The organism is Psychrobacter sp. I-STPA6b, assembly GCF_020662265.1.
GTDB lineage: Bacteria > Pseudomonadota > Gammaproteobacteria > Pseudomonadales > Moraxellaceae > Psychrobacter.
Map to the genome: position 1 here is coordinate 283,603 of NZ_VEWM01000010.1, position 13,843 is coordinate 297,445.

The window sequence follows — 13,843 nt, forward strand, 5'->3', positions numbered from 1 at the left end:
TTTGGCTTGAGTACTTATCAAGATGGCAACATGTATGATGTTATGGCACTGTGACATCTAAGCTGGCAAAGATTCATGAGATAACAAATGGCAGATATGACCGTAAAAAATAATATTTATAATATTATTGCCAGTTGGTGTGTCTATTTATAATCAAGCTCAGTAATGTTTGGAATATTATTTTACGGATAGCCTACAATTGATTGCCTCTATAGCGATTAAAATTAACGTATCAAATTATTCATCTTCTTCCATTCACATTTAATAGAAAATACTATGAATACGAAAAACGTCGCAACCCCTCCTTTTACTGAATTGTCAGCAGACAATGCCAGCTATGTAGAAGCTCTATATGAGCAGTATCTCTTAGAGCCAGACAGTGTTGATGAGCAGTGGCAACGCTACTTTAGTCAGTATGATACTGGCAATGATGCACTGCATCATGCCATTCAAGATCAGTTCTTATTATTGGCACGCAATCAAACAGCGAATAAAGTTGTTGCTTCTGCTCAGTCTCAGGTGTCTTCAGATTGTGCCGACCCAAAACAAATGGGTGTGCAGAAGCTGATATCAGCTTATCGCCGTCGTGGCCATCGTCGTGCTAAGCTAGATCCATTAGAGCTACATCCTAGAGCAGAAGTGCCTGATTTAACTCTTGAGTTTCATGGGTTATCAGAAGCCGATTTAGATACAGTATTCCCAACCAGTGATTTAAACATTGGTAAGTCAGAAGCCACACTGCGTGAGATTATTGATATCATGGAGCTGGTGTACTGTAATCACTTAGGTGTGGAATATATGCACGTTACCACCAGTGAAGAAAAACGCTGGATGGAGCAATATCTTGAAAGCACCCTAGGTCATATTAACTTTGATAATGAGAAAAAAGTTTCTATTTTGGAGCGCCTAACTGCTGCTGAAGGACTAGAAAAGTATTTAGCACGTAAGTATACAGGTGTGAAACGCTTTGGTTTAGAAGGTGGTGAAAGCTTCATTCCTGCTGTCAATGAAATGATTCAGCGTGCTGGTGGCTATGGTACCAAAGAAGTTGTCATTGGTATGGCTCACCGTGGACGTTTAAATTTATTGGTAAATATTTTAGGTAAAAATCCAGCAGATTTGTTTGATGAGTTTGATGGTAAAGTCCAGCCAGAGAAAGGCTCAGGTGATGTGAAGTATCACAATGGTTATTCATCAAATGTGATGACACCGGGTGGTGAGGCTCATTTGGCCTTGGCATTTAACCCTTCTCACTTAGAGATTGTTTCTCCTGTTTTAGAAGGCTCTGTTCGTGCCAGACAAGTACGTCGTCATGATACAACGGGTAATCTAGTATTACCAATCGTGGTACATGGTGATGCTGCATTTGCTGGTCAAGGTGTGGTACAAGAAACCTTCCAAATGTCGCAAACACGTGCATATACAACGGGTGGTACGTTGCATATTGTCATCAATAACCAAGTTGGTTTTACTACCAGCCGTCAAGAAGATGCACGCTCTACAGAATACTGTACTGATATTGCCAAGATGGTACATGCACCGATTTTACATGTGAATGGTGATGATCCTGAGTCAGTGGTATTTGCATCTCAGTTAGCACTAGACTATCGTCGCCAGTTTAAGAAAGATATAGTTATTGATTTATTCTGTTATCGTCGTAATGGTCACAATGAAGCAGATGAGCCATCAGCAACTCAGCCATTAATGTATGCTGTGATTAAAAAGCAACCTACGACGCGTGCTATTTATGCCAAAAAGCTGATTGAAGCGGGTGTAATTGATGCAGATAAAGAAAAACAGCTAGAAGATATTTATCGTGAGTCTTTAGATAAAGGTGAATATGTAGCAAACTCTTTAGTTCGTGAGCCGAATGAAGAGCTGTACGTTGACTGGACACCTTATTTGGGTCATGAGCTAAAAGATGACTGGGACACTGGCGTTGATATTGAAAAGCTAAAAGCTTATGGTCAGCGTATGGCCGAGTTACCAGAAGGCTTTAAGCTACAGCGTCAAGTACAAAAAGTCGTTGAGCAACGACTCGCCATGCAAACGGGTGAAGAGCCTTTAAACTGGGGAGCAGCTGAAACGCTTGCTTATGCCAGCTTGGTAGAAGAAGACTATTTAGTACGTATCACAGGTGAAGATGTGGGGCGTGGTACGTTCTCACATCGTCATTCAGAGCTTTATAATATGAATGATGGTAGCATGTATGTACCATTGGCTCATCTAAGTGATACACAAGCCCGATTTGCCACATACAACTCATTATTATCAGAAGAAGCTGTATTGGCATTTGAATATGGCTATGCGACAACTGTGCCTAAAGCCCTAATTGTTTGGGAAGCACAATTTGGTGATTTTGCCAATGGAGCGCAGGTTGTTATTGACCAGTTTATCTCTAGTGGTGAGACAAAATGGCAGCGTGTTTGTGGTTTGACCATGCTATTACCACATGGTTTTGAGGGTCAAGGTCCTGAGCATTCTTCAGCACGTTTAGAGCGTTATTTACAGTTGTGTGCCGAAGATAATATGCAGGTGATTACACCAACCACTCCTGCACAGATTTTCCACGCATTGCGTCGTCAAGCAGTCCGTCCAATTCGTAAGCCACTCATTGTCATGTCTCCAAAGAGCTTGCTACGTCACAAATTGGCTGTATCTAACTTAGAAGAGTTGGCAAATGGTAAGTTTGAAACAGTGATACCAGAAGTTGATGGCTTAGATAATAGCAAAGTGACTCGCTTGGTATTCTGTGGTGGTAAAGTTTACTATGACTTGTTAGAAAAACGCCGTGAGCTGGGTCTTGAAAATGTGGCATTGGTTCGTATTGAGCAGCTATACCCATTACCAGAACAACGTATTTTAGAAGAAGTTGCAAAATACGAAAACTTGGAAGAAATACTGTGGGCACAAGAAGAGCCACGTAACCAAGGTGCATGGTACTATTTAGCACCGCATATGTTCCGTCTGATTGCACCACCGAAACCTGCCACACGTCCAACACGTGCTTATCTATTAGAGCCAGTGGCTCGACCAGCATCAGCAGCACCTGCGACAGGCTCAGCAAAAATCCATGCTCAGCAACAAAAAGACTTAGTTGCACAAGCACTGGGTATTGATGAATAAAAGCGTTGAATAGAGGCTGTATTTGTAAGGATTGCAGGTCAAAAGAATTGAATTTTGCATGGCATTTATAAGATATTATAGATGCCATGTGGTAAAAATAGCATTAAGATATATCGGTTCGTGATTATTTATTATTGTTAGTTATTATAAAACTTATATCAAAGGAGTAATTCCATGGCTGAGATTAAAGCCCCCGTTTTTCCAGAGTCTGTCGCCGATGGTACGATAGTCGAATGGCATGTTAGTGAAGGTGAGCAGGTTAATCGTGATGATGTACTTGCTGAAATTGAAACAGATAAAGTTGTATTAGAAGTTGTTGCTCCTGATGATGGTGTGGTAACAAAAATTGTGAAACAAGTTGATGATACTGTTTTATCTGATGAAGTCATTGGTGAGTTTGAAGCTGGCGCAACAGGCAGTACAAGTGCAGATGCACCAGCCCAAGAAGCAGCACCAGTAGAAGCCGAAAAACAAAGTGCAGATGCTGGCGAACCAAAACAACAGCCTGCACAAAATGAGCCTGCTCATAAAGATCAAAGCCCAGCTGTACGTAAAGCAGCAAAAGAATCTGGTGTTGATCCAAGTCAAGTAGAAGGTAGTGGTCGTGGTGGTCGAGTCACCAAAGCTGATATGGCTAACCCAACATTAAAAGCAGACAGCTCAATTAAAGGTGATAATGGTCGCCCAGTGGCTGAGTCAGTGGGTGAGCGTACTGAAAAACGTGTACCAATGACTCGTCTGCGGAAGCGTGTTGCTGAGCGTCTATTGTCAGCAACTCAAGAGACAGCAATGTTAACGACATTTAATGAAGTTAACATGAAGCCATTAATGGATATGCGTAGTAAATATAAAGACCAGTTTGAAAAACGTCATGGTGTACGTCTAGGCTTTATGTCTTTATTTGTAAAAGCAGCAACAGAAGCATTAAAACGTTTCCCAGCAGTGAATGCGTCTATTGATGGCGATGACATCGTCTATCATGGCTACTATGATGTCGGCGTTGCAGTATCATCTGATCGTGGTTTGGTTGTACCCGTACTACGTGATACAGACCGTATGAGCATGGCTGATATTGAAGGTGGTATTCGTGAGTATGCTGGTAAAGCTCGTGATGGCAAACTATCTCTAGAAGAGATGACTGGTGGTACTTTCACTATTACTAATGGTGGTGTGTTTGGCTCATTAATGTCAACGCCTATTTTAAATCCACCACAAACTGCGATTTTAGGTATGCATGCTATCAATGAGCGCCCAATGGCAGTGGATGGTAAAGTTGAGATTCTACCAATGATGTACCTTGCTCTATCTTATGATCATCGTATGATTGATGGTAAAGATGCAGTACAATTCTTGGTAACCATCAAAGAGCTGGTCGAAGATCCTACCATGCTTCTACTTGACCTTTAAGGTTTACAGGCTTGTATCAGCAATTGTTGATACAAGCTTTTTGCATTAGGGTGCGTTTTTTGTTGATATCTTTATTGATTAAGAAATTGACGCAGAAGATCCCCTTTTAATATAAAAAAGTTAATGATTCTTATTAATAACGGGAACGATTATGAAAGATAATTATGATTTGGTTGTAATTGGTGGTGGACCAGGTGGCTATGAAGCAGCTATCCGAGCAGGTCAACTGGGTATGAGTGTTGCTTGTATTGAAAAACGTGTGCATAAAGGTGAACCTGCATTGGGTGGTACCTGCTTAAATGTTGGTTGTATTCCATCAAAAGCTTTATTAGATAGCTCACACCGTTTTGAAGCAACTCAGCATGAGTTGGCAGAACATGGTATCAGTACTGGTGATGTTAATATTGATGTTAGCAAAATGTTGGCTCGTAAAGATGGCATCGTAAAACAGCTAACAGGTGGTGTGGCTGCACTACTTAAAGGTAATGGTGTTGATTGGTTACAAGGTTGGGGAACTTTATTAGATGGTAAAGGTGCTGAGAAAAAAGTTCAGTTTACCCCGCTTGATGAGAGTGCTGATGCACAAACCATCACTGCAAAATATGTTATTTTAGCGGCAGGGTCAGTACCTATTGAAATCCCTGTAGCCAAAACTGATGGCGAATATATCGTAGACTCTACTGGCGCACTAGAATTTAGTGAAGCACCAAAACGTTTGGGTGTTATCGGTGCAGGTGTTATCGGACTAGAGCTTGGCTCAGTATGGCGTCGTTTAGGTAGTGAAGTAGTCGTCTATGAAGCTTTACCTGAGTTTTTAGCAGCGGCTGATAAAGACATTGCAAAAGAAGCTGGCAAACTATTGAAAAAACAGGGCTTAGATATCCGAGTTAATACCAAAGTAAGCAATGCTGAAGTCAAAGATGGCAAAGTAGTTGTTACCAGTGAAAAAGATGGTACAGCATCTGATGAGACATTTGACAAATTGATCGTCTGTGTTGGTCGTCGTGCTTACTCTGAAAAGTTACTAGCTGATGATTGTGGTATTACACTAACTGAGCGTGGTTTGGTTGAAGTAGACGAGCAATGTAAAACCAACTTAGATGGCGTTTATGCGATTGGTGACTTAGTACGTGGACCTATGCTTGCACACAAAGCCATGGAAGAAGGCATGATGGCAGTAGAGCGTATTCATGGTGAAAAACCACAAGTGAACTATGATACGATTATCAACGTTATCTATACTCATCCAGAAATTGCATGGGTGGGTTTGACTGAACAACAAGCTAAAGAGCAAGGCTATGATGTGAAAACAGGATCATTTAGTCTAGCAGCAAATGGACGAGCATTGGCTCAAGGTGAAGGGCAAGGTCTTATTAAAGTCGTTGCTGATGCAAAAACTGACAGATTGTTAGGTATGCATGCCATCAGTGTTGGTGCAGGTGATATTGTCCATCAAGGTATGATTGCAATGGAATTTGTCTCAAGCATTGAAGACTTGCAATTAATGACATTTGCACACCCAACTATTTCTGAAGCAGTACATGAGGCTGCACTATCAGCCGATGGACGTGCTATTCATGCAATTCAACGCAAAAAACGTAAATAGTATTTAATAACTTTAGTTGATAAGGTTGTATCTGATGTATCATAACGTACGATATGTTGTATATACAGAAACGACCTTATCACTTCATCTAGCGCTCCTATGAACATACCAATGGGGTAGTAGCGTAGGGCATAATTTTCCATTCATGATAATACCAAAAATATAAAGTACTCTGTGTTCATCATGAGCAGAGTTTTATCTGTTGGTATCAGCATAATTTAAGGACATAATCAATGAATTTACATGAGTATCAAGCAAAAGAACTATTAGAAAGCTATGGTTTGCCAATTCAAAAAGGCATCATCGCTCACAACGGTGAAGAAGCAGCCGCTGCTTTTGATAAAACACCAACAGATATGGCTGTTATTAAAGCGCAGGTACATGCTGGTGGCCGTGGTAAAGCAGGTGGTGTAAAAATCGCTAAAACTCGTGAAGAAGCCAAAGAAATTGCTGAAGAATTAATTGGCAAAAATCTAGTTACTTATCAAACAGATGCAGATGGTCAACCAGTCAACTTCGTTTTAGTTGCTGAAGATATGTACCCAGTACAAACAGAATTGTATCTTGGCGCTGTGGTTGACCGTTCAACTCGCCGTGTTACCTTTATGGCATCAACTGAAGGTGGTGTAGAGATTGAAAAAGTAGCAGAAGAAACACCTGAAAAAATCTTTAAAATTACAGTAGACCCTCTAGTTGGGTTGCTACCTTTCCAAGCTCGTGAAGTTGCATTTAAACTGGGCTTAGAAGGTAAACAAGTTAGTCAATTTGTTAAACTAATGACAGGTGCATATAAAGCATTTGTAGAAAATGACTTTGCATTGTTTGAAATCAACCCATTAGCTGTACGTGAAAATGGTGAACTGGCATGTGTTGATGGCAAAATTGGTATTGACTCAAATGCATTGTTCCGCCTACCAAAAATTGCAGCACTTCGTGATACTTCACAAGAAAATGAGCGTGAGCTTAAAGCATCAGAATTTGACCTAAACTACGTTGCTTTAGAAGGTAACATTGGTTGTATGGTAAATGGTGCAGGTCTTGCTATGGCAACAATGGATATCATCAAACTATATGGTGGTAAGCCTGCAAACTTCCTAGACGTTGGTGGTGGTGCAACCAAAGAGCGTGTCGTTGAAGCATTTAAAATCATCTTAGAAGATAGCAGTGTTGAAGGTGTTTTAATTAACATCTTTGGTGGTATTGTTCGTTGTGACATGATCGCTGAAGCAATTATTGCTGCTGTTAAAGAAGTCGATGTACAAGTGCCTGTAGTAGTACGTTTAGAAGGTAATAATGCTGAGAAAGGTGCACAGTTACTAGAAGAATCAGGACTAAAATTGATTTCTGCTCAAGGTTTATCAGATGCTGCCCAAAAAATCGTTGATGCAGTGAAAGCATAAACTTATATCAGAGCAAAAAACACAGACAAAAATTTAAGGATTTATAAATGAGCGTATTAATTAATAAAGATACCAAAGTCTTAGTACAAGGTTTTACTGGTAAAAATGGTACTTTTCACTCTGAACAAGCCATCGAATATGGTACAAAAGTTGTGGGCGGTGTAACTCCTGGTAAAGGTGGTCAAACACACTTAGGTCTTCCTGTATTTAATACCATGGCAGAAGCCATGGAAGCAACACAAGCAGACGCTTCTGTTATCTATGTACCAGCACCTTTTGTATTGGATTCTATCATCGAGGCAGTTGATGCTGGTGTGAAGCTTATCGTTGTTATCACTGAAGGTGTACCAACACTAGATATGCTAAAAGCTAAACGTTACATCGAAGAAGCCGGCGATGTGAAAATGGTTGGACCAAACTGTCCAGGTGTTATCACGCCAGGTGAATGTAAAATTGGTATCATGCCAGGTCATATCCACCAGCAAGGTAAAGTGGGTATCATCTCACGCTCTGGTACATTGACCTATGAAGCAGTAGCACAAACTACTAAGCTTGGTTTTGGTCAATCTACTTGTATTGGTATTGGTGGTGACCCAATCCCAGGCATGAATCAAATCGACTGTCTAAAATTGTTCCAAGAAGACCCACAAACTGAAGCGATTATCTTAATCGGTGAAATCGGTGGTACGGCTGAAGAAGAAGCAGCGGCTTATATTAAAGAGCATGTAACTAAACCTGTAGTTGGTTATATCGCTGGTGTAACTGCACCTAAAGGTAAGCGTATGGGACATGCGGGTGCAATTATCTCTGGTGGCAAAGGTACTGCTGAAGAGAAGTTTAAAGCCTTTGAGGATGCTGGTATTGCCTATACTCGTGACCCATCTAAGATTGGTGAAAAACTAAAAGAAGTTACTGGTTGGTAATGACTTTATAGTGTATTAACTATTAGATATTTTTTATGTATTTACTTGATAATGTAACAAAAACACCCCTATAATGGGGTGTTTTTGTTACTATAGTGATTAAAAGTATGAAGAAAGTATTATTTATTACAGGTACTAGAGCAGATTTTGGAAAAATAAAAAGTTTAATGAATGTGGTGGAAAGTTCAAAGGATTTTGAGTTACATGTTCTGGTAACTGGTATGCATATGATGAAACTTTATGGTTCCACTTTTAAAGAAGTAAAAAAACAGCAATATAAGAATACATATTTGATCTCTAATCAACATGTTAATGAACCTATGTGTTCAGTACTTTCAAATACTATTAGTATAGTTTCTCGATTAGTGAATTCTATATCTCCAGATATGATAGTTGTCCATGGAGATAGAATTGAAGCATTAGCTGGTGCAACGGTAGGAGCATTGAACCACCTTCATGTTTGTCATATTGAGGGTGGAGAGTTGTCAGGTACAATTGACGATTCAATTAGACACTCAATTACTAAGTTATCACATATCCATATGGTCGCAAATATTGAGGCAAAACAAAGGCTTATGCAAATGGGCGAAAATGAGCAGTCAATATTTATAATAGGTTCACCTGATCTAGATATTATGCACTCCGCCCAACTTCCTTCTCTCAATCAAGTAAAAGATTATTATGATATAGGTTTCGATTCATATGCTATTGTCATGTTTCATCCTGTGACCAGTGAAGAAAAAGATATATATCAGTTTACTACTAATTTGTTTAAAGCTTTAGAGTCTTCAAAGAAAAACTTTATTGTCATATATCCTAATAATGATTCAGGTAGCCGTATGATTTTGGATGTGATTCAAAAATATGAAAGTCATATGAACTTTAAAATGTATCCATCAATTAACTTTGAATCATTTCTTGTTTTGTTGAAAAATTCAGAGTTTATTATTGGTAATTCAAGTGCAGGTGTGAGGGAGGCTCCATTTTATGGATTGCCTAGTATAAATATAGGAACCCGACAAAATGCTCGCTTTAGGGGTAAGTCGGTAATTGATTGTGATTATACAGAGAGTGCTATTACTAGAGCAATTGAAGCAATAAATGTAACAGAGTTTGATAAGTCAACATGGTTTGGAGAAGGTAATAGTACAGATTTATTTTCTACGCATATTAATAATGAAAACTTTTGGAGTATACCTGTTCAAAAAGTATTTGTTGATTTACAGTAAATCAAGGAAGTTATAATGAAATACATTGCAGTTATACCAGCTCGTGGTGGCTCAAAGGGTATCAGAAATAAGAATTTACAGTTAGTTGGAGATAAGTCTTTAGTTGCCAGAGCTATTTTGAGTGCGAAAGATGTAGAGTTCATTTCTAGAGTAATTGTATCTACAGACTCTCAAGCTATTGAGGAAGAAGCTTTAAAGTTTGGTGCAGAAATTCATAGACGACAAGCAAAGACATCATCAGATCATGCTAAAACTATTGATGTGTTAGAGGAACTATATTCAGATATGGGGTTTAACAATGAAATATGTGTATTACTACAACCAACAAGCCCACTGCGGGAGTCGTCGCATATCGAAGAATGCATTAGAGCTTATGAAGATAACCACTCTCAAGGGTCTGTGATATCAACTACTTTATGTGAACATCACCCATATAAAGCAGTGATTCAAATGGAAGATGGTAGTTATATTCCAAGTCATTATTTGTCTGATCTTGAGTCACCTAGACAAAAATTACCTAAGGCATTGCGTGTGAATGGGGCTGTATATATTATTTCATTTAAACAATTATTGGAAGGAAATTCTTTTTTCTGTGAGCCACAGAAGTTTATAGAAATGACAGAAGAAGAGTCCATAGATATTGATAATTATACAGATTTAGAAAAAGCTAACTTATTGATTAAAGGAAAGAAGCTATGAAGCCAAGCTTTAAAATCGGGAGTAGAAATATCGGTTATGATTTTGCTCCTTTAGTAATTGCGGAAATTGGAATCAATCATGAAGGTTCTCTAGAAGTTGCTAAAGAGATGGTAGATGCTGCTCATAGAGCAGGTGCAGAAATGGTTAAGCACCAGACGCACGTAGTAGAAGATGAAATGTCTGATGAAGCAAAATCAGTTATTCCTGGAAATGCAGATGTATCTATATATGAGATTATGGAACGTTGTGCTCTTAATGAAGAAGATGAGATAGCCTTAAAAGAATATGTGGAGTCTAAAGGTATGATGTTTATCAGCACGCCATTTTCTAGAGAAGCCGCTTATAGGCTTGAGAGAATGGGTGTAGAAGCTTATAAAATAGGTTCAGGAGAGTGTAATAACTATCCGTTGATTAAGCTGGTAGCTTCATTTGGCAAGCCAATTATCTTATCTACAGGCATGAATAGCATTGCCAGTATACAAAAATCAGTAGATATTTTAGAAGAAGCAGGTGTTCCTTATGCTTTATTACATTGTACAAATGTGTATCCAACACCCTATGAGTTAGTGCGGCTAGGTGGTATGGAAGAGTTAGAACAAGCATTTCCAAATGCTGTAGTAGGCCTATCAGATCATTGTGTTGATAATTATGCTTGTTTAGGTGCAGTAGCATTAGGAGCGAGTATATTAGAGCGTCACTTTACAGACAGTTATGACCGAGCTGGTCCAGATATTAACTGCTCTATGGATCCTGATGCGATGAGTGACCTCATTAAAGGTAGTAGAGCTATCGCTAAGGCTAGAGGTGGTAGTAAAGGAGCAGTAGATGAGGAGAAAGTCACCATAGATTTCGCCTTTGCTTCTGTCGTGGCTTATAAAGATATTCAAGAAGGCGAAGAACTTACTGAAGATAACTTATGGGTTAGACGTCCTGGTACTGGAGATTTTCTAGTTGATGAATATGACTCATTGATTGGTAAAGTAGCCAAAACTGATATTAAGAAAGGTGAACAATTAAAGAAAACTCAGGTGAGTTAAGCATTGAAAATTGCTTTTCTTTTTCAACGAGACTCTCATTTCAAAGCTGTTCATGCGACAGCTTTGAGAGTCTGTAAGCAATATAACTGTAAGGCAGATTTTATAGGTATTAATACAGACTTTAGTTCTGATAGTATGCCTAATGCAATTTATATTAATAATCATGATTTAAGTATACTATATAAATATGATTTTGTTATAGCTTGTTTAGGGGGCTACTTACTTAATATAGTTATAAAGTATCTTTCAGATACAAATGTTAGAGTTATTTCTTTGTTTCCTGGAATAGTAAGCCATTATCAGTTAGATGCTTTTATTAGCCGTCTGAATGCTGATCAAGTATGGCTAAACTCAAAAGCTGACTATCTATTATACAAAAAAATATGTAAGATATTTAGAGTACCAAATAATTCAATTTTATATGGAATGAGTTGGTTAGATTTAGACTTGAAAAGGCAAAAACAACTTGCTGAGAAAAAAAATGTAGCTATTTTATTTGAACAAACTGAAATATTAAATACAGTAAAAAAAAGGAGAGAGTTAGCTAAAACTATAATGGAGTTAGTTGTGGCGAATCCTAATGTACTATTTAAGTATAAGATTAGGGATAATACTAAAGATTTATTTTTCATAGAATTAAGAGAAAATATTAGTCAGCTTGATAATGTGCATATACTGGATGAGTTAGACAAAAAGACGATAGTATCTGCTTCTTGCTTTTTAAGTATATCGTCTTCTGCACTTATTGAAGGTCTTGTGTATGGAGTAAATAGCTATATAATAAACAAAAATTTATTAGATAATTTTTCTCAAGAGTTCTATAAAGGTAGTAATTTAGAGCTTAATAGTTTGAAGCTATATTTAAATAATACACAAGATTTATGTTTATACTGGTATGACTATAGAGTATCTCTACCAAGAAGAATAGTAGATTTAAAATGTATTATGAAGAAAAAAAAATCTCTATCTACTAGACAGAGAGGGATATTAGCAATTAGAATTATGCTCATTAAGTTAATAATTCTATATCCAAAAATGAATTTTTCTATCCTAAGAGAAAAGCATATTAAGGTTATACAGAAATCACTAGAATATATAAGTTGAATTTTATTATGAGTAAACAGAATATAAGACTTATTAAAAATAATGCTATCTTTTATGAACAGGATGGGAAACATAGAATTAATAAAACTGATAACTTATTTGTTTTAACCCATTTAGGGCAGCTAAAACAAATGGAGGCATTAATTCAGTTAAAGAATATAAAAAATAATAGTCTAGTTGTACTTTATACGTATAGAAACTTAGTGGTGCCACAGGTGGTACACGATCAGTATTCTAGCTGTTTTAAACAAGCTATATTTATGGAAATCCCTTTTGGAGTAAATAAACTGGATTTTATAAAATTATATAAGTTAGAGAAGCAATACAAAAATCTTATTAAATTTTGTAAATCTTCAACTATATATCTAAATAGTTTTGAAGGTCATTATGCCATTTTAACTTCAATTGCAAAAAGCAATAATATGAAAGTTATTTTAGTAGAAGAAGGTACTGCAACATATAAACTTAAGTTAAGCAATAACACAGAAAGTAGAGATGTAGAAAAATATTTAGACGCAACACTATTACAGAGTAAGTTTATGCAGACAGTTGGACAAACACAGGTATTTAAAAAAGCTTTTAAGTTTTATAAATATAATAAAGAACTATATGGGCAGACCAAAAGATTTGTTAATGATGTGATAACTGATGAAAAAGTTCAAAAAGATTTAATTAAACTAGTAGGTACTAAGCATCTAAAAGCATCTCTCCAACCATTTAAAGGTTTTGATAAGGTATATGCAAGTTACCCTGAACTTATTAGGGATAGTTTTGGAGTTCAAGATGTAGACTATTTTTTAATACATGAAGTAACCCATGAGCATGCTATAGAAGATGCTAAAAAAGTCATTGAACGATATGGAATAACAGAAAAAGATACTTTATATGTTAGTCAAAGATATCATTTGGATCCTGAGCAGTACTCTAAAACAGTTGGGTCTATTTTGATGCGTATCACGAGAGAGGATCAGAAAGTTTTTATTAAGTTACACCCTAAAGAGAGTAAAAAAGTATATGATGCTTTTAAATACTTAGAATTTGCTTCTAATGGTAAGTTTATAGTAATAGAAGATAGTCAGTTTTTGATTGAGTCAGTGGTTAAAATAAGTAAATTAAGTCAGTTAATAGGATTGACTTCAACTACATTAGTTTACGGTTCTTTGATCTCACCTAATACTAAATCAATATCTATTGCAAATGAACTTATAAAGATGTTGCCAAATAATAAAGAGAACCAAAAAGGTATAGATGTTATTAAACAACATCTAGAAATTATAAGAATATTTGAAAACATAGAATTTAGATAGATTTA

At 37.1% G+C, this 13,843-nt stretch carries 10 protein-coding genes; all 10 read left to right on the forward strand.

All coding sequences use genetic code 11. The features are described from left to right. Positions 1-276: 276 nt before the first annotated feature. A complete protein-coding gene (locus FHK88_RS01555) occupies positions 277-3,126 on the forward strand; it encodes a 2-oxoglutarate dehydrogenase E1 component (RefSeq protein WP_227429021.1) in 2,850 nt (949 codons plus the stop codon). Positions 3,127-3,300: 174 nt separating this feature from the next. Continuing rightward, positions 3,301-4,533, forward strand: a complete 1,233-nt coding sequence (gene odhB / locus FHK88_RS01560) for a 2-oxoglutarate dehydrogenase complex dihydrolipoyllysine-residue succinyltransferase (RefSeq protein ID WP_227429022.1) — start codon at positions 3,301-3,303, stop codon at positions 4,531-4,533. A 151-nt stretch (positions 4,534-4,684) separates the two neighbouring features. Next, positions 4,685-6,139 (forward strand): dihydrolipoyl dehydrogenase, encoded by a 1,455-nt coding sequence (gene lpdA, locus FHK88_RS01565; protein ID WP_227429023.1) that lies wholly within the window; start codon positions 4,685-4,687, stop codon positions 6,137-6,139. Positions 6,140-6,372: 233 nt separating this feature from the next. Beyond that, complete coding sequence (sucC, locus tag FHK88_RS01570; RefSeq protein ID WP_227429024.1) at positions 6,373-7,539, forward strand: ADP-forming succinate--CoA ligase subunit beta; 1,167 nt, start codon at positions 6,373-6,375, stop codon at positions 7,537-7,539. A gap of 47 nt (positions 7,540-7,586) precedes the next feature. Beyond that, on the forward strand, positions 7,587-8,462 hold the full coding sequence (sucD, locus tag FHK88_RS01575; protein ID WP_227429025.1) for a succinate--CoA ligase subunit alpha: 876 nt from the start codon (positions 7,587-7,589) through the stop codon (positions 8,460-8,462). Positions 8,463-8,569: 107 nt separating this feature from the next. Beyond that, the gene (gene neuC, locus FHK88_RS01580) at positions 8,570-9,691 is read left to right on the forward strand and encodes a UDP-N-acetylglucosamine 2-epimerase (RefSeq protein WP_227429026.1); all 1,122 of its coding nucleotides are present in this window, start codon (positions 8,570-8,572) and stop codon (positions 9,689-9,691) included. A gap of 15 nt (positions 9,692-9,706) precedes the next feature. Further along, positions 9,707-10,390, forward strand: a complete 684-nt coding sequence (locus tag FHK88_RS01585; RefSeq protein ID WP_227429027.1) for a cytidylyltransferase domain-containing protein — start codon at positions 9,707-9,709, stop codon at positions 10,388-10,390. Further along, complete coding sequence (neuB, locus tag FHK88_RS01590; RefSeq protein WP_227429028.1) at positions 10,387-11,427, forward strand: N-acetylneuraminate synthase; 1,041 nt, start codon at positions 10,387-10,389, stop codon at positions 11,425-11,427. Before FHK88_RS01585 ends, neuB begins: the two co-directional genes overlap by 4 nt. Before the next feature lie 3 nt (positions 11,428-11,430). Continuing rightward, positions 11,431-12,531, forward strand: coding sequence for a DUF6716 putative glycosyltransferase (locus FHK88_RS01595; RefSeq protein WP_227429029.1), 1,101 nt, complete (start codon positions 11,431-11,433; stop codon positions 12,529-12,531). Between the two features lie 8 nt (positions 12,532-12,539). Next, positions 12,540-13,838, forward strand: coding sequence for an alpha-2,8-polysialyltransferase family protein (locus FHK88_RS01600; protein WP_227429030.1), 1,299 nt, complete (start codon positions 12,540-12,542; stop codon positions 13,836-13,838). Positions 13,839-13,843: the final 5 nt, after the last annotated feature.